Origin of the sequence: Bifidobacterium jacchi, assembly GCF_009078285.1 — a bacterium.
GTDB classification, from domain to species: domain Bacteria; phylum Actinomycetota; class Actinomycetes; order Actinomycetales; family Bifidobacteriaceae; genus Bifidobacterium; species Bifidobacterium jacchi.
In genome coordinates this window covers 1,328-19,562 of sequence record NZ_RQSP01000004.1, presented here as the reverse complement: position 1 = coordinate 19,562, position 18,235 = coordinate 1,328, and the positions used below count along the sequence as shown (strand labels likewise).

Annotated in this window: 11 protein-coding genes; 6 read left to right on the top strand and 5 right to left on the bottom strand. The window is 58.7% G+C overall.

Annotation, left to right across the window (positions count from 1 at the left end):
• Positions 1-1,019: 1,019 nt before the first annotated feature.
• The 3 genes from EHS19_RS01995 to EHS19_RS01985 all read right to left on the bottom strand — a co-directional run bounded on the left by EHS19_RS01995 (position 1,020) and on the right by EHS19_RS01985 (position 6,242).
• Positions 1,020-3,386, bottom strand: a complete 2,367-nt coding sequence (locus tag EHS19_RS01995) for a hypothetical protein (protein ID WP_151916152.1) — start codon at positions 3,384-3,386, stop codon at positions 1,020-1,022.
• A 168-nt stretch (positions 3,387-3,554) separates the two neighbouring features.
• Entirely contained in the window at positions 3,555-4,982 is a 1,428-nt protein-coding gene (locus tag EHS19_RS01990; protein ID WP_151916151.1) for an MFS transporter, read from the bottom strand.
• A gap of 75 nt (positions 4,983-5,057) precedes the next feature.
• The gene (locus EHS19_RS01985; protein ID WP_151916150.1) at positions 5,058-6,242 is read right to left on the bottom strand and encodes a radical SAM/SPASM domain-containing protein; all 1,185 of its coding nucleotides are present in this window, start codon (positions 6,240-6,242) and stop codon (positions 5,058-5,060) included.
• A gap of 529 nt (positions 6,243-6,771) precedes the next feature.
• Here EHS19_RS01985 and EHS19_RS01980 point away from each other — a divergent pair.
• Both EHS19_RS01980 and EHS19_RS01975 read left to right on the top strand, forming a co-directional pair.
• The gene (locus EHS19_RS01980) at positions 6,772-7,443 is read left to right on the top strand and encodes a LuxR C-terminal-related transcriptional regulator (RefSeq protein ID WP_151916149.1); all 672 of its coding nucleotides are present in this window, start codon (positions 6,772-6,774) and stop codon (positions 7,441-7,443) included.
• Between the two features lie 488 nt (positions 7,444-7,931).
• A complete protein-coding gene (locus tag EHS19_RS01975) occupies positions 7,932-8,564 on the top strand; it encodes a sensor histidine kinase (protein ID WP_151916148.1) in 633 nt (210 codons plus the stop codon).
• Between the two features lie 376 nt (positions 8,565-8,940).
• Here the strand turns inward: EHS19_RS01975 and EHS19_RS01970 are convergent, their stop codons facing one another.
• On the bottom strand, positions 8,941-9,429 hold the full coding sequence (locus EHS19_RS01970) for a chorismate mutase (protein WP_241677020.1): 489 nt from the start codon (positions 9,427-9,429) through the stop codon (positions 8,941-8,943).
• A gap of 1,243 nt (positions 9,430-10,672) precedes the next feature.
• Complete coding sequence (locus EHS19_RS01965) at positions 10,673-11,962, bottom strand: pyridoxal phosphate-dependent aminotransferase (protein ID WP_151916208.1); 1,290 nt, start codon at positions 11,960-11,962, stop codon at positions 10,673-10,675.
• Positions 11,963-12,240: 278 nt separating this feature from the next.
• Here EHS19_RS01965 and EHS19_RS01960 point away from each other — a divergent pair, with 278 nt between their 5' ends.
• The 4 genes from EHS19_RS01960 to EHS19_RS01945 all read left to right on the top strand — a co-directional run bounded on the left by EHS19_RS01960 (position 12,241) and on the right by EHS19_RS01945 (position 17,555).
• On the top strand, positions 12,241-12,693 hold the full coding sequence (locus EHS19_RS01960; protein WP_151916147.1) for an Lrp/AsnC family transcriptional regulator: 453 nt from the start codon (positions 12,241-12,243) through the stop codon (positions 12,691-12,693).
• Between the two features lie 517 nt (positions 12,694-13,210).
• On the top strand, positions 13,211-15,451 hold the full coding sequence (locus EHS19_RS01955) for an RNA degradosome polyphosphate kinase (protein ID WP_151916146.1): 2,241 nt from the start codon (positions 13,211-13,213) through the stop codon (positions 15,449-15,451).
• A gap of 396 nt (positions 15,452-15,847) precedes the next feature.
• Entirely contained in the window at positions 15,848-16,870 is a 1,023-nt protein-coding gene (locus tag EHS19_RS01950; RefSeq protein WP_421745104.1) for an NUDIX hydrolase, read from the top strand.
• Positions 16,871-16,874: 4 nt separating this feature from the next.
• Positions 16,875-17,555: a hypothetical protein gene (locus EHS19_RS01945; RefSeq protein ID WP_151916207.1), complete on the top strand. Its 681-nt coding sequence runs from the start codon at positions 16,875-16,877 to the stop codon at positions 17,553-17,555.
• Positions 17,556-18,235: the final 680 nt, after the last annotated feature.

Below are 18,235 nucleotides of genomic sequence, written 5' to 3'. Positions count from 1 at the left end.
AAAAATCCCTGAGTTCGTAAAATCCTTGCGCTAAGCCCTATCCCAGCGCAAGGATTTTACGAGATGGCCCTTCTTTCCGAGAAATCCTTGCGCTAACGGAAACGGGACACAGGACACGGGATCGCCTTGTGACTAACTGTATGACGATGTTCCGCGTGCGGGGCGGCGTTACGAGGGTGATGCTTCTCTCGCTGCCCTGTTCCTTCGCCTGCGCAACGTCTCGGACGAGATCCCCAGACTCTGCGCGACCGAGGCCACGGCCCTCGTCTCCGACGAATGATTCGCACGCGACTCCTCCAGAAGCCTGAGCGCCTTCGCGTAACTCCTCCGTATAACGTGTCCTTCGATTCATGTTCCGGGTCTTCCATCAATGAGGTGAGACACGGAACAACAACCAGGCCACATCAATGGTCGGGGATGATACGCCCGTGGACGCCAGTGGATGGTCGCCTGTGGATTGTCACGCGGCGTGAAAAACGGGCAAAACGTCGTCGCGTGGCAAGTCGGGCTGTCATCAATCTGTTGTCGATCTGTCACGCGGCATCGAAATAGTCGTTTTTTGCGTCGCGTGACAGGATGCAGCGAGTTGCGCGCGTCCATCGCTGAGTCACATGATTGCAGAATGGCGGAATTCCAATGTTTCTTGAACTGGCTCGGTTGAGTGTGCATGTTCGCTCGTGTCACGCGACGCAAAAAACGTCCAAAACGTCGTCGCGTGACAAGCCGGGCTGTCACGCGACGCAAAAACCCGCCTAAAACGCGTCGCGTGGCAGAACGCTCTTGTAGCAAGTGGCGGAATTCCGCCATTATGCGTAGCTGTCTGATCCGGTTGGTTTCGGCAGCTTGTCACGCGACGCAAAAACGCGCGATTATTGCGCCGCGTGACAAGATCCGATGGCGAAGCAGACGGGCACCGGATCAGGGTGGCGCTGAAGCAGGGTGCCGCACAGTACTTGTACATGTATGTTCGTTTGCAACGTGCTGTGGGCAGCGTGGGCAGCGCAGCTCACAACGCGTGCTCACAGCGCATCAACGACGATGAGGAATCGGCTTTCGGCTGAGGGCGACGGCCTGCGCTCGGTCGACGACGTTCCGCTGGATCGCTTCGACGAATCAAGCGCTCCGGCAAGAGCTCCGGCATCGCGCAACGCCTTCACCGCCGCGCCCAGCGTGTCGGCAGCCGAGGAGATCGTCACGGTCTCATCGACCTGCGCGCCGGCATCCGGCGTGAGCAGCGATCGCGAATCGAAACCGTATACGCCGTAGACCAGCGACGGCTGCAACGTCAGCGATGCCGAATCGGAGGAGCCCGCATCAGCAGAAGCCGACGAACCGGCTCCATCTGCATTGCTGCCCGCAGAATCACCCACAGAACCACCAGAGGAACCACCCGCAGAACCGTGGCCACCCTTCTGCGAGTCGGCAGATGAACCGCCATCAGCCGAACCGCTCCCGACGCCGGCAGCGCCGATGCCGCCGGCGTAGCTCATCACATCCTTCATGTCGATCGAACTGGTGTCATCCACCAGACTCGTCAGCTTGCCGGATTGCTGGTCCTTGCGCTGCCGCGCGGCCTCCTTGCTACGAGCCGAGCGATACTCAGCCTGCCGCCGCTGCTCCACCGTGGCGGCGATGCTCGGCGCCCGCACCGCGCCGATGCCGCCCTCGAACGCGGCACCGACACCACCAACGCCGGCTCCACCGCCCGCAGTCGCATCGCCACCACCGACACCGCCGGCATCGCCACCATCGCCACCGTCATCCCCGGCAGCGAACTCGTCACCGAATCGCAACAGCAGCGCATCGATCGCCTGCGCCCGGCCGGTGTGCTCGCTGGCCGTCGCCAACGTGGCCATCGCCGCGTCCACCTGCGCGGTATCGCCTTTGAGATCGGACCGGCTGGCGAAATCGTCGTTCGTCGCCGTGATCGCCTGCTGCTGGAACGCGCCCGCCCCCGCGGTCGTGCCACCGGTCAGTTCGCTCAGATGCGACGTGTACACGTCGGTGTACGCCATCGAATACGGGATCATCGCGCGCGAGAGCTGACCCTGCCCGTCACTGAAGCCGGTGTTGCCCTCGACCGACTCCTCCCCCGCGCGCGTTTTGAGCTCGGCGGCGAGACCTTGCGTGCCACGCTGGCGGATCATGCGGATGATCTCGTCGAGCATGTCGGCGGCACCGGTGTGCCGATGCGCGGCGCTGACCATGTTGACCGCATTCGCCAGATCGCCCACCGCGGTGGCGAGCGGCGTATCTCCGGAGAGCTCGCCTGCGGTGCCCATCAGCGCGGTCATCTGCGTGGACTGGCCGATCGAGCCGGACAGATGCGTGGTGTACGAGCCGACGTAGGCGGCCATGTAGGCGTCGAACGCGCGCTTGTGCGCGGCGGTGCGTTGCGCGATGGTGGTTGTGGCGAGTTCGCGCTCGCGGTCGCGCAATGCGGTCAGTTGGTTGATGAGCGTTGCATTGCGCGGATTCGCAACGCCGGTCGTCGCGTCGGCAAGACCCGCGGCCCGGGTTGCGAGTTCGCTGATGGCGGATTCGTAGTCGGCGGCGTTGTTCGCCGGCACCGCAGCGAACGCGATATCGCTGATGGCGAACTGCTTCGCGCTCACGTAGACGTCCACGGTGAGCACGCTGTCCGACTGGCGCTCGGTCTGGCTGGCAGAACGGCTATCTGATTCACTGCCGGAGTCGCCGCCTGAATTGCCGCCTGCGCCGCCTCCTGCATCGCCGCTTCGGCTGTTCAGTGAACGCCCGACCGCCGCGATCAGCGTATCGGAGCCCTGCTGCGCGACGATGGTGCCGTCGTTGGCGTTGATTTCGGATGCGACCTTGGTCGGTATGGTGAACGCGATCAGCGGCGTCAGATTCGCGGCGGATTCCTGCGCCTGCGCCGAAGCGAAATCGTTGGGCTGCACGGCGATGTGGATACCGACGAGTCCGCTCGCGTTGTTGATGTCGGATGCGCTCACCTCGGGTCCATCAAGGGAATAGGTGACGGTGATCGTCCACGGCAGCGCCTCGCCGCCCTCGGTGGGGATGCGCCGCACGGCTGGTGTTTCTGCTGAAGTCCGGGCTGCGGTCGCAGACGTGCCGGCTGCATTCTTGCCGGCTGTGGTTGCGACGGCGGCGCCGCCGTTGATCGGGGTCAGATACATGACGTTGCGATCGGTGCGATCAGCGCCGGCGCCGGCTCCGGCTGATGCGTCACCGGGCAACGACTGCACCGCAAAGATCTCATTGCCGGGGAACAGGCTCGATGTGCGAGCCTGGCTGCCGCGGGATTCGCCGGTACCGCCCAGCGATGAGATCATGGCAAGCGTGGCGATCATGGCGACGGCGGAAACAGCCTCGTGTCGAATCCGCCGTGCTTTGTCAGCCATGTCACCCCGCCTGATGTCGTATCCATGATCGTTTGATATCAGATAATCTAGCGATCACAGCCGACCGCAAAACGGCGGCAGCACGCGGATTCAGCCGGATTCATCGGCAGTCGCGCCCAAAAACAGACACCAGCCACGTCAGTGTCCAACAACTGGCGCCCAGCGTTCTCAGCTCTCTTGCCCCAGCGTGGGGATCCGGTATTCCTCAACGAACGCATGCCACCCGTCGGGCTTGGGGATGGCTCGCACGGCCTTCATGCTAAAGCCGTAGAGCACGCTCAGCAACGTCACGATGCTGAGAATCACGCCGGCCGTGCGGTAGCCGAACCACTGCATGAACACGCCGCTCAACGCCACGATCACCGGGCTGACGATCATCTCGATCGTGCCCAATCCGGCATTGACCCGCCCCTGCGCGGATTTGCTGACCAGTATGGCCTGGAATCCACCCATCGAAGCGTTTCCGGCAGGCAGAAGCGCCATGCAGACCAGCAGAAACAGGAATCGCATCCACGCATTCGGAGCCAACGTGATGCCCACCGCCGTGACCGTCATCACCGCGAACGCGACCATCGCGATCACTCCGGTCGGAACGTGGGAGACGATTTTGGCCGATACGAGAGAGCCAAAGAACATGCCGATGCCGATCGAGGAATAGATGAAGCCGGCGGACAACGCCCCCTTGCCCTGCTGAACGATGTCGAGAATCGACAGCGTGATCAACGCGTTGAAGCAGCCGAAACCCACGGCGCTCGGCACCAGAGTATGGCGGTTGAACCGCGTGGTCAGCAACCAGCGGAGTCCGGCAAGCGCGTCGGAGACGTACCGATGAACCGGGTGCGATGCCTTGGTATCCTTGTCGGCATTGGCGTTCGCGGCCCGTTCGCTTGGCTCATTGTCGCTGGTGTTGTCGCCGGGCTTGCCGCCATCCGACTTCTTCCAGTAGTTGTGAATACCGAAGCTGCACAGTGTGGCGATGCCGTTGAGCACCATGCATGCCCACACCGGCAGCGCCTTCGAGATTCCCATCAGCAGGCCGCCCAGCGGGCCGCCCGCCACCTCGATCGCAGCGTCGCGACCATTGTTGAGCGAAATGGCGATCGGCAGATCCTCATCCGCCACTACGCCGCGCAGCATCGAATTGGTGGTGCCGCCGAACAGACCGGACCGCACGCCAAGCAGCACGGCGATCACCATCAGCACCGGCAATCCCAGCATATTCGCCTGATACAGACCGGCAATGGCTCCGTAGATCACGAAACCCATCAATCCCTGAATCATCAGCAATCTACGCCGATCAAACGTATCCTGCAGCATTCCGCCGACAAGCATCAGCGCCCCCGCGACCGCCATGGTCACCGCGTTCACGCCGGTCGCCGCAGCCGTGGCGCCTGTGGCCGCCAACACCAGCAAGGGCAGCACGAAACCCAGCAGCGACCCGGAGAGGGCGAACGACGTATCGGCACCCCACCACCATCGGTAATCCGCATTCCGCCAAAGCGAGCGGGCGGAATGCTTCTGCGATTGCGACTCGGCTGATCGTTGCGGCTTGTTCCTCTGATCGTCACCTTGCGTGTCATTCCGCGATTCAGTCATCGAGCTCTTCCTCTCATCACACAGCTTGCACGAACCAGCAGATGCATGGACAACAGCGCATCCTTGCACAATCGTCTATGCCACTGCAGAAAGCCTATCACGCCAGCCCTCGATCAACCCTTCAACGGCACCGATTGCATAAGCACAGCTGACCGGGCTCACTCCAGTGTATTCGCCGTCTGTGGCCACACTGCCACCGGGGCATCCTCGACAGACAGTACGCAATACGCATGAATCACATTGACGGGTAAGCAGAGGGGATGCACCAGTAAGCTTCTCAACGATATGGCGTGGCACATTCGTTTGATTAAGATCATCAATAGAGTCCGCCATTCTCCACTGTTCACGGTTGCTCAGCAACGTATAGCAAGGATAGACGGCTCCATCTGCAGCAACCGTGATCATGTCTTGACCCAAACCGCACCATAGATGACTGTCGTTTGGAGCAAACAGAATTCTCATGGCATCATGTATGCAACCTAGTTTCACTGGATCATGAGAAGTTACACAATGACGGAACAGTTTCTGAGTCTCATTGCGCACAATATTGGCGAATTCTTGTTCCTGCAAACGTTGGCTGGATGTGAATCTGCCTCTCATTGGAGTAAGAATGACCTGTTCAACACAAAAATGTTGCGCTAAGCAATCAACAAGCTCTTCCATCGACAATCCACTTTGATAATGCAATGGAGTATACACACACTCCACCGCCCTAGGATTGATTCCTTGCTCGCGATACTTGCTTACATTACGCTCTATAACCGCAAAAGATCCACGGCCGTTGGTGTATCTACGAGAATTATCATGTATTTCCTGAGGACCATCCACCGAAAAGGTGATGCGCATATTCACTCTACGAATCAGATCGACTAAAACAGGAGAGTATATCGTCATATTGGTAACGCAACCAACAGTTATCTTTCGCCCTGATTCCTCTACCGCTCGAACGACACCACGAATTGCGCGAACATTCATAAACGGCTCTCCACCAAACAGTTTGATATTGGCAATATTGGGATAATCATGTATAGCAATTTCAGTCGACCTATAAGCCACATCCTCGGTCATCCAAAGCGGTTTTTCATGAGAGTATTTTCCGGCTTTGGCAAAACAATATGGACAGGTCAGATTGCAGCCTTCTGAAATGTTCATCACCAACATGCAAGGGTCAAGACAATAGTTGCCGCATGATTGATTATTACTTCGTTTCTTGATTATGTCATTGAAGATGGCATAGTTCTTCTTATCTCGAAATTGCATGGGACACCTTTTTTGATGAGATAGGAGAAAGGTTCGCGAACGAACAACGATCCGTGCGCGAACCTTCAATCATTCACTAGGACCTTCACAGTCAAATCCACAGAACCCTCTTTCAGACTCTGTAGGCTTGATAGAATCCCAATAGTACTTTTCCATCACTTCATCAATCGGCATTATTGCCTCCTTACAATAGATTTATCGCTTCCATCTCCGGAAGCAATTTAATGCTAAACCAATACAGTGCCCATATACAACAGCACCCATCACCCATTGAGGCGATACGCGAGTCGTGCAATATAGACCATCCGACGCAACAGACCTACGCACACAAGCCAGCCCGCGGACATTCCATGCATGGTATGAAATCGGTCACAGAGCATGGACCATGCACCCACGCCTCTATGTTAAAACACAGTCACAAGATTATGCGAGCGGACGTAACAGTAGCAACACATGCAGTTTATATAATAGCATAACAATATGAAGTTGTATATGAGTAAGAAGAAGACAATGCAATAGAAGGTCGTCCATGATTAACGATCAACAGTATAATTATTCAATCGGAGTATTAGACAATGATTCGCTCGTACTTCCAATTCTTGAACATGCTCTTTATACCCGCTTCGGAACTAATACAACAATATGGACAGTCACCAACGGCATCGACGCCATCGACAAATGCACAAGCATTGACACTAAGCCAGATGTATTACTATGCGATATGAGTCTTGAAGGAATAAGCGGAACAGAGACCGCAAAGTCAATACATCAGAACAATGATGCTCTCAGCATCATTGGCATAACTTCATTCAGTTTACATGCTTACTACAAACAGGCAATTGCCTGCGGAATGCAGGCATTGGTAAAGAAGTCCGATGTTGTTGCCGTATGCAATACCGTAGACAAGTTGTTGCATACCGGAATTCCCGAACCCGGATTCGACAATCCGACCGAAGCGCATATACGACTATCGCGCGAAGCTCAATCACTCGCTCTGCTGCTCACCCGCAAAGAGGCACTTATCATAGAACAAGTTACGCACGGCATGAGCAATCAGGACATAGCAGATCAAATGGAAATAAGCATCAATACCGTAAAAACACACTTGAAACACATCTGCTTAAAGCTTGGCGCACGAGATCGCACACAAGCCGCTGTAATCTGGGTTAAGGGATATAAAAATGAATATAATCAAGGTTAGCGACGTATTGGGCAAATCTCGACTCTACTGGCCGATCACTGTTAGCTGGCTTCTTACTGTATCATTGTCAACTATAATCACCGTCAGCTCGGCAAATGATCTTACTCCTTTAGGATGGATGTATTGCATTAGTATGACGTTATTAGCCCTGACAATACCAATCCACCCACTTCGTCTTGCTGGCACAGCGCTGACGCTGGATTTCATCTTCACTTTTGTTCCGAATGATACAGCACCTTTTATGTTTCCAAGTATATGGCTTTTCTCTGGCCACTATAGGGTATTCATATAAGAAAAAATTCCAGTTAATAAGCCTTCTATCATTAAGCCTCGCATCATTGTTCATCCCCCTATTTCTTCCATTATCATCACTCACTCTCGGCAATACCATTACTGCATCCTGCACTTATATACTTGCCTCTGTATCAGGCTACCTCTATAGACAGCAGCAAAGGCAGCATCGCCTACAAATCGCAGAGCAGAAAGCCGTGAATCTCGCTACACGGAATAATATTGCCATAGCCCTGCACGATTCGTTAAGTGGCCACCTCTCCTATGTAGCTCTTAAATCACAACAGCGCATGGACGACCCGTCCACAACTGAGAGCGATCGCTCAATTTGGCTTGATATTTATAATCAGACACGCTATTCGCTCGACGCAATGCACACTATTATCGATGTTCTTAACGGAAAAGAACAATATAGTGGTCAAACTATTTCCACACTCATTAATACGTTGATCACTGAAAACAATAGTATAATACACAACCTTGGCATAAAAGGTCAGACTCTCATCCATTTAACAACAGATCACCCAGCAAAGCATCCATCTTGCATTGAAGCTATAAGCCTTCTTGAGGAGTTATACTCCAATATAGTCAGACACTGCCATAAGGGAAGCACGTATCTTATGACCGTATCAGTAGATCTACATTGCATTACAATCACTCAAATCGATGACGAACGTCATCCAAATCAAATAACAGGACTGAAACACCACGGCTATGGGCTGCAGACTCACAAAAAACGCATAACAGAATTAGGCGGCACCATGTCATACTCAGACAATGAGCATGACGGATGGAGCCTACAGGCAAGGATTCCTCTCGCCATGCATTGATTATGTTCACTTCTTCCCACAAAACCACTGCATCCAAAGCGGGCACGTCTTATCTTTGACCTCAGAATAATGCTCCGGATTCACGACTGACGTCACGTAGCCTTTATTCGTTGCAGTCGAAACAAACAGCACCCAAATTATTGTCAGACATGCCATTAACCGCATCAACAGCCCCCCATCACATGGACGCAGCACTTGAACCCGGCGCGTCAATCGAACACCGTATTCGAATGATGTCAGAATCGATGACGACATTCATCCGGCACCATCATCCATTCGAGCGAAGGGTGTGTCACGGCTTCCCCACAATTCAAGACACGCGCAGCGCCTTATGCCGCAAGGGCATACAACAGACAGAGCGCGCAATCGCACGTTGTCACGCGAACACGTCGAGCACGCCGGGGTCGCCGCCGGCGTCGGCGATGCGCTGGTGACGCTTCTTCGCCTCGCTCACCACGAACTCGCGGTACATCTCGGCGATGTCGGGGTCGAGGCCGGCGGCCACCGCGATGCGATGCAGCCGTTCGATCTGATAGTCCTCTCGCTTGTAGTCGGCCGGGGCGAAACCGGCGCGCGCCTTGAGCACGCCCACCTGGGACGTGTATTTGAACCGTTCCGCCAGCAGCGACACAATCGCCGTGTCCACATTGTCGATGGACTGACGCAACGCGGTGATCTTCGCCACGATCAGCGCGGTCTGCGGGTCGGCAGCCGCCGCGGCCGCATCGATCACCGTCTCGGACTCGCTGCCGGAATACGCACCGGGCGCATGCGGCTCGCGGGATGCTGGCACATCCGCCGGATTCGGCCGCTCAGACCAATCGGCGCCGCCCTCTGTAGCGCTGCTGTTCTCGGATTCGCTCATGGTGTCCAGACTATCACCATCACCGCAGCCGCCCTCGCACGGTTCCAGCCAAGGTTACCCAGACCGGTGGCAGTTGCGGCAACAAGGTGCAGAAGGTAGCAAAAGGTCACAGAAGAATGGGATCACGCCCATTTCTGTCGCCATCTGATGTGACTGATCACACGACATCACGTGGCTGGACGCACAGCCACGCAAATGAAAATGCGGGCTTTCCGCGATCATGTGGCTGTGGCGGTGATGTGGTGGCGATGCCGTTGACGAGCATTCGCCGACACCGAGCGCAGGTATGACAGCCCGGCGTGCGCCCGCGCCATGTGGTCACGATCCACAAATCTTGGCACGCCAGCAGCAAGAATGGATAGGACGATTCGGACCGACGCGGTCGGACTGCGGACGTACGCCGAAATGATCGCACTGCCTTGCCACATCCCAATCACACGAGCCGCGCATAGCCGTGCGACGCATACAACGCACCCTCAGGTCTTCCCGTTCCGCGCTCTATCTCGAAACTGAGAGGCTGATTGTGAGCTCCGCGGTAGTCTATCTCGAAACTGAGAGGCTACACAAACCCATGACAGGCACGGAATCAAGCCGAAAACGGCACAACCACCATGAACTATCAGTCGAGGCCAGCCTCTCAGTTTTGAGATAGACTACCGCAATCCGCGAAATCAGCCTCTCAGTTTCGAGATAGCCGAACCAACGTGTTGCACCATAAGCTCGTGCACCATAGCGAACCACAAGCTCGTTGGTGAATGGAAGAACCATAGCATTACGCTAAGTGGCGTTTCTACTCGGAAGTCCCTACTCGGGCATCCCTACTCGGACACCCCTCCTGTATCTCCATCGCTTGTGCTTCCTTGGCGCAAGTTTTTCGGGAAGTTCCTTGAGTCCGTGGAATCTTTGCGCTAAATGGCGGTGCCTGAGTGGCACCTCTCTGGCATCCTTCTCGTCCCTTCCTGATGTCCCACCATCTAACCCACAACAACAAGCCCTGAATTGGTTACCCCTTAGGCCTGCTCCGCAGTCCAGCTGGCCGCACTTGCGGACGAGCTACGCGCGCATTCCACTAGTGGCTCGTCTCTTAATCGGCTACTGTTTCTCCCTAGTCAGATTCGCTGTCCGCCCCCTCATCAGAGGGGGCCAACACCACTCAGGGTTTACGAGCAGATCAACTGGAGCACAACATAACAGACAGCATGACGCAGACTGTTACGGCTCGCCCGTTTCAAAGCCACGCCGTTCACGCCATGACGGCGATGTGGTGGAACTCGGGGGTGTGATGTCCGAGCAGCGGATCGATGCCGACACAGCGCTCGGCGAAGACACGCATCCGTCTCACGCCTTCGCGTAGTTCGTCGGCATCACCGGCGTACGACAGGCGCACGAATCCGGCGCCTTCGGCACCGAATGCCTCTCCCGGCACCACGGCGACGCCGCACTCGTCCAGCAGGCGACGCGCGAAATCCTGCGAGCCGAGCCCGGTGGCGCGCACATCGGCAAACGCATAGAACGCGCCCTGCGGCGGCACGAGACGCAACGCCTCGCATCCGGCGAACGCATCGATCACAATGCCGCGCTTGGCGCGATACTCCTCGCGCATGGCGGCGACATGATCCTGCGGACCGGTCAACGCGGCGACGGCGGCATACTGGGCGGTCGAATTGACCGACGAATGCATGAGTTCGGCCATCTTCGCGGTCTGTTCGATCACGCGCTCGGGGGCGAGCAGGTAGCCGATGCGCCAACCGGTCATCGCGAACGTCTTCGAGAGGCTTTCGACCACAATCGTGTGCTCGCGCATGCCGGGAGCCGCGGCGATCGAGGGTGCGACAGATTCGGCGGAAGTGGCGGCGGCATCATCAGCTGCATCATCGGCTGCATCATCGACGTCGAAAACGAACGGATGATACACTTCGTCGGAAATCGCCCAGATGCCGTGACGACGGCACACCTCGGCGATGCGCGCCAGCTCGTCGGCCGGCGTGACCGCTCCGGACGGATTGCCGGGCGAGTTGATGATGACGGCGCGCGTGCGCGGCGTGATGGCCGCCTCGATGTCGTCGGCGTTGAGGCGCATGCGGTTCTCCGGGCGCAGCGCGACCGTGACCGGCACGCCGCCGCACATCATCACCTCGGCATCGTACGAAGTGAAGAACGGCGAGGGAATGATGACCTCGTCGCCCGGATCGACCACGGCCTTCAGCGCAAGATACAGGCCGATCGTGGCACCATCCACCGCCTGGATCTCATGGTCGGGATCGTAGTCCAGCCCCTTCACGCGGATGGTGTAGCCGGCAACCGCCTTGCGGAACGATTCGATGCCGAGCACGTTCGTGTAGTGGGTATGGCCTTCTCGAATGGAGCGGCATGCGGCCTCCACGATGTGCGGCGCGGCGGTGGCGCTCGGCTCGCCGACGCACAGCGAGATCGCGTCGGGCCGCTGCTCGACACGATCGAACACGTCGCGAATGCCCGAACGCGGCACGCGCACCGACTGATCGGACAACGCCGGCAGCGACGGCGGCAGCATCGGCTGCATCGCCTGCATACGATCCGAAATCGCCTGAACCATAGCCACACCCTCCTACAAGAATGATAAAGATTTCTGCATTAGCCAAGTTACACAGTAAATATTACGGCAATCATCGACAATATAGTAAAAATAACGATACTGGACTGGGTTGCGAACATATCTTACCGAAGTCGGGCGTCGGCAACGAAGCCGACTAAGCTGGAGACAGAGGACAGGCAGGCCAACACTGGCCAATAAACCGGCCGCAATCCAAGCGGCAGCCAAGGAGGGTATTCATGGCGGAGATTTCACGCGGCAGCGACGGCGGCATCGACGCGACCGACGCGGCCATTCTCGACATGCTGGAGGCAGACGGCAGGGCGACGCTCTCCCAGCTCGCCACCGGGTCAGGATTGTCCGTCTCGGCGGTGCAGTCGCGCGTGCAGAAGCTGGAGAAGCGCGGCATCATCAAGGGGTATCGCGCGGTGATCGACTACGAGCGGCGCGGACTGCCGATCAGCGCGTTCGTATCGGTCACGCCGCTCGACTATTCGCGCGAATCGGAGATACCCGACAAGCTGCACGATCTCGACGGCGTGGTCTCCTGCTATTCGATCGCCGGCGCGCCGAGCTTCATCCTGCTGGTGCGCGTCGCCACGCCAAGCCGGCTGGAGGAGCTGCTCAATCTGATTCATCGCACGGTGCCGGTCAGCACCGAAACCACGGTGATTCTGCAGACGTATTTCTGATCGTCCGCCTTCGATCTGCTTTCAATCCGCCTTCGATCCGCTTCCATTCCACTTTCGATCGTCCGCGTCCAACCGCAAGCAAAAGGAAAGGCCCGCCGAAGCGAGCCTTTCCACCAAGAACCCAAAGCAGAATCTCTGCACAACATCATCGTCGTAACGGTAAGTCCATCCAATGCCCGTTCAACGCAACGATCACTCTGATCATACACTTTTGTGGGCTCTGCTCTTGAGTTTTCTTGGTAGTTCATAATGTACTCCGCCCAGCGCCCGCCACGCAAGCCGAAACGGCGCTTTGTGCGCTTTTTTGCCGAATTGTTCGACCTTGCGCGGTTGGCCCCTCGCAATGATCGATTTTGTATGATTCACCCCGTCGGAATGTGCGGAAATGTGCGAATCAAGCGTCGCATCGGCGTGTCGCAGCGCTCGCCGCACCGAGCCCCGGCACCAATGTGAACGGCGATTGAATTCTTGCGCGCGCCCGCGTCAAACGGCCACCATACCGCATAAAGTAGGTAGTATGGCACAGATATTTGACGCACCCTCAAAGGCGATCCTAAGAAGCCAGATCGCCGAACACATCGCCGAAACCGACAAAAGCGACCGGAGCGAAGCGCGTCCCGACGAGCAGCCTCTGCCCAAGGACCGCTTCTTCGACCGTGAGCTGAGCTGGATCAAGTTCAACCAGCGCGTGCTGGAACTCGCCGAGGACGAGGATCTCCCCATTCTCGAACGCGCCAACTTCGGCGCGATCTTCGCCTCCAACCTGGACGAGTTCTTCATGGTCCGCGTCGCCGGACTCAAGCGCCGCATCGACACGGGCATCGCCGTCCCCTCGGCCGCCGGTCTCAGCCCGCGCCAGCTCATGCGCGCGATCAGCGACCATGTGCACCGTCTGCAGGACGAGCACGCCCACTACATCATCAGCCACATCCTGCCGGCCCTCGCCGACGAGCATGTGATGCTGCTCAACTGGGACAAGCTCACCGGCGCCGAGCAGGAGCGCCTCTCGCGCTACTACCGACAGCAGGTGTTCCCCGTGCTCACCCCGCTCGCCGTGGACCCGGCCCACCCGTTCCCCTACATCTCCGGCAACTCGCTCAACCTCGCGGTGCTAGTCGAGAACCCGACGTCCGGCAAGACGCACTTCGCGCGCGTCAAGATCCCGGGCAACCTCAACCGCTTGGTGCCGGTCGACGACATGACCGACGACGAGACCACCGATGTGCGCTACGGATTCATCACGATGGAGAACCTCATCATCGCGCACCTCGAATCCCTGTTCCCGGGCATGATCATCAAGGAGGCGCGCTCGTTCCGCGTCACCCGCAACGAGGACATCGACGTCGAAGAGGATGACGCCGAGAACCTGCTCAACGCAATGGAGAAGGAGCTGCTGCGTCGTCGCTTCGGACCGCCGATCCGTCTGGAGATCTCCGATCAGACCAGCCCGTTCCTCTCCCAGCTGCTCGCGGACCAGCTGGGCGTCACCCCCGACGAGGTGTACCGTCTGCCCGCGCCGCTCGACATGACGCTGCTGTTCGAGCTGCAGAGCCTCGATCGGCCGGATCTCAAGTACCCGCCGTTCATCCCGACCACGAACCGTCAGATCGCCGAGGTCGAGTCGAGCCGCGCGCAGGACATCTTCGCCGCCATCCGCGAGCGCGACATCCTGCTGCACCATCCCTACGATTCCTTTTCGACGTCGGTTCAGGCGTTTCTTGCGCAGGCTGCGGCGGATCCTAAGGTTCTAGCCATCAAGCAGACCCTGTACCGCACCAGCTCGAACTCGCCGATCATCGACGCGCTGGTCGATGCCGCGCACGCCGGCAAGCAGGTGCTGGCGCTGGTCGAGATCAAGGCGCGTTTCGACGAGGATGCGAACATCATGTGGGCCCGCAAGCTCGAACGCGCAGGCGTGCACGTGGTGTACGGCATCGTCGGCCTCAAGACGCACTGCAAGCTGAGCCTCGTCGTGCGTCAGGAGCAGGACGGTCTGCGCCGCTACTGCCACGTGGGCACCGGCAACTACAACCCGAAGACCGCGCGTCTGTACACCGATCTGGGTCTGCTGACCTGCGATCCCGTGGTCGGCCAGGATCTGACCCGCCTGTTCAACCAGCTGTCCGGCTACGCGCCGAAGTCCAGCTTCCATCGTCTGCTGGTCGCGCCGCGCACGATCCGCACCGGTCTGATTCAGCGCATCCGCCGCGAGGAGGATGCCGCACGCGCCGGCAAGGAGGCGTGGATCAAGATCAAGGTCAACTCGATCGTCGACGAGAAGACCATCGACGCGCTCTACCGCGCATCGCAGGCTGGTGTGAAGATCGACATCATCGAGCGCGGCATCTGCTCGCTCAAGCCGGGCGTTCCGGGGCTTTCCGAGAACATCCGCGTGCATTCGATCCTCGGCCGCTTCCTTGAGCACAGCCGCATCTACGCGTTCTGCAACTCGGATGGCCCGCAGATCGGCGAAGGCCCGATCTCCGGCCCGGAGGTGTGGATCGGTTCGGCTGATCTGATGCACCGCAACCTCGACCGCCGCGTCGAGGCGCTGGTGCGCATCACCGCCCCCGAGCAGATCGATTCGCTCATCAAGTACATCGACATGCAGATGGACGATTCGACGTTCTCCTGGCACATGCAGGCCGACGGCTCCTACGTGCTGCATTCGCGCGACGAGCAGGGCAACCTGCTGGTCGACAGCCAGGAGGTGCTGATCAAGCGTCACACGCGCCGCCGCGCCGCCGCCAACTCCTGATTGCTTCACATAATAAGCAAGCTCAGCCGAGCGAGGCGAGGCTAGCGAGCGAGGCTAGCGAGGTGCATTACACGCCAGACGCGCGTATAATGACTACAATGTAATTGCGTCGATATGATGAAGGCCGATCCCGTGTGGGTCGGCCTTCATCGTCTTTCGGCAAAAAACAACGTAGCTGACGCGCGGCGCAAACATCGAAATGCAGCGCTCGGCATCGGCTGATCGGCGCGACCGACGCGGTTGCAGCACAGTTGCGGCGCGACAACAGCAGCGCGGCATGCGCGAGACAATGCGGCATATTGGTATGCGGCATACTAAAGGGGGATGGGCAACGTGAGGATAGTCGAGGCGGCCGGAGCGATTCTCTACCGGCGCAACTCAAGCTTTCAGGGATGGATGAAATTCTCCGACTACGGGCATACTCCGATCAGCGCGAAACCTCAGGCGGCATTCGACGATCTTGAGGTGTGCGTCGTGCACCGTCCCAAATACGACGATTGGAGCTGGCCGAAGGGGCGTCTGGAGAACAACGAGACGCATCGGCACGCGGCGGTGCGCGAGGTCGGCGAGGAGACCGGCATGCCGGTCGCGCTCGGCCCCTATCTTGGCGAGGTCGAATACCCGCTGGCCGAGGAGGGGCGCAAAACGCGTCATTCCAAGGATCGGACGGTCGACACCAAGCATATCCTCTATTGGATGGCCCAGCCGATCACCGCAGCGGACAGCGCCCGACTGACCGATTCGTTCGGACCGGTGCATCATGCCGACATCGGCGAGATCGATCAGGTGCTGTGGGTGTCCGTGCCGCGCGCCCGGCAGATGCTCACCCATTCCAACGACCGCGACATGCTCGCCCTGTTCGTCGACCGCGTCGAGCAGGGGGCGATCGACAGCAACGTGCTGCTCCTCGTGCGGCACGGCAAGGCGGAACCGCGCAAATCATGGGGCGGCACCGACGCGAAACGGCCGATCACCCCGCATGGCGCCGCCTGCGCCTACGCGCTGCACCGCGAGCTTGCCTGCTTCAATCCGACGCGACTCGTGACATCGCCGTGGCTGCGCTGCCGCCAGACGCTCCAAGGGCTGGCATGGCAGACCGGCCTGCCGATGGTGGACGCCGACGAAATGACCGAGGACGCCTTCGCGCAGGATCAGGACGCTGCCTGGATCGGACTGCGCGATGAGCTGCGTTTCACGCTGCGGCATCATGGAGCGACCGCAGTGTGCATGCATCGGCCGGTCATCGGCGGCATGTTCGAGCATTTGCGCCAGCTGTGCGACTCGCCGGCGAACGCGAAGAAGCTCATCGCATCATCACCCTACATGCCGACCGGCACTGCGGTAGCATTGTTCGTGGTTCAGCGGGCCGACGGCCTGCATATCATCGACATACAGAAGGTTGCGCCACTTGTCTACTAGCTCGTTGCAGTACGGTTCCGGTTCGGTCATCTCCAGTCGCACCGGATTCACGCCCACCGGTTCGCCCCGCCCGTCGCGCCCCGGTCAGCTCGATCCAGGAGTGCTGGGCGGCATTCCCGGCGGCGTCGATCCCGAGATGGTCAGCGAGATGAGTCACGCGTCGGCGGCGGCACTGCTGGATCGGGTGCGGCATAGCGAGGATGCGGCGCTGGTCGACCGTGTGCTTACGCTGGTCGACCGAGAAGGCGTTGACATGATCGCCGAATTGTGGAGCCATGCGCCGGCGGACACGCTGCCGGGCATTCTGTGGCGACTGTATATGCTGCGCTCGTGGATGCGGTCGAATCGCGATCTGATCGCACGGCTGTGGCGCGTCGGCGAGCCGATCGCCACGACTGCGTCGGCGATCGCCGGGGTTGATCAGGCACCGGATGCCGACGACATCGCGCGAACCGCCGATTCGATTCTGACCGGCGCGTTCACCGGTGATTTCGCGGTGGCACTGGAACGCGCAGGCGCGTTCGTTGACGTAGTCGCCTTGGGATTGCGCGCCGAAGGGCAGCATTGGGCCGAGCGCGATGCGACGCGTGCGGCGCGGCTGCTGCACACCTCCGGAAATCTGATGACGACAGGCCATGATTTCCGCCACGGCGCGCAGCTGTGGCGACGCGGCAAGCTCGACTAGCACGCGAACTAGCACGCGAAGTGTCGCAGTGCGATGAGCTGATATACTGAAGTACGCGCCGGGCCATGCATAGCCCCGGGCTCCATTTTCTGCCGCTGCGAGCGGCTTTTGCGCCGACAGGCGCTTTCGTGGTTCGGCGCTTTTCCTTTCCTCGTTGCAGTCCCGCGACCGTTCCATCGTCACCGCGAATCAACCAAGATCAACTAGTGATCTGTCTCGCAAATAGCTGAGTGATGGCGAGTGCAAACAGCGAAGCTGTTTGCAGATGCTGTGCGATCCGACCGGCGATCCGGCAGACTGCGCACGTAGCGCGTCCATGACTGCTGGATCGAGCTGGCCCGCGAAGCAGGACTGAGGGGGGTAGTGAATTCGTCAACGCATTTCTGATACAGGATACTAGTGGCTGCGCTGTGGTACGCAACGCCGCAACGAGCCGGAATCGCGTTGCATCCCACTGGCTTCACACTGACCCGTGGGACGCAACGCGGAACTAGCCCGATTTTGCGTTCCGTCCCACGAAATCACGGCAAATCGTGGGACGCAATGCGGAAATCCCCATGAATCGCATTGCATCCCACTGGATTCGTGGTGATTCGTGGGACGCAACGCAGATTGAAGCCATTATTGCGTTCCGTCCCACCGGGCATCACTCCAAGCCAGCCACGTCACGGATGCCACGC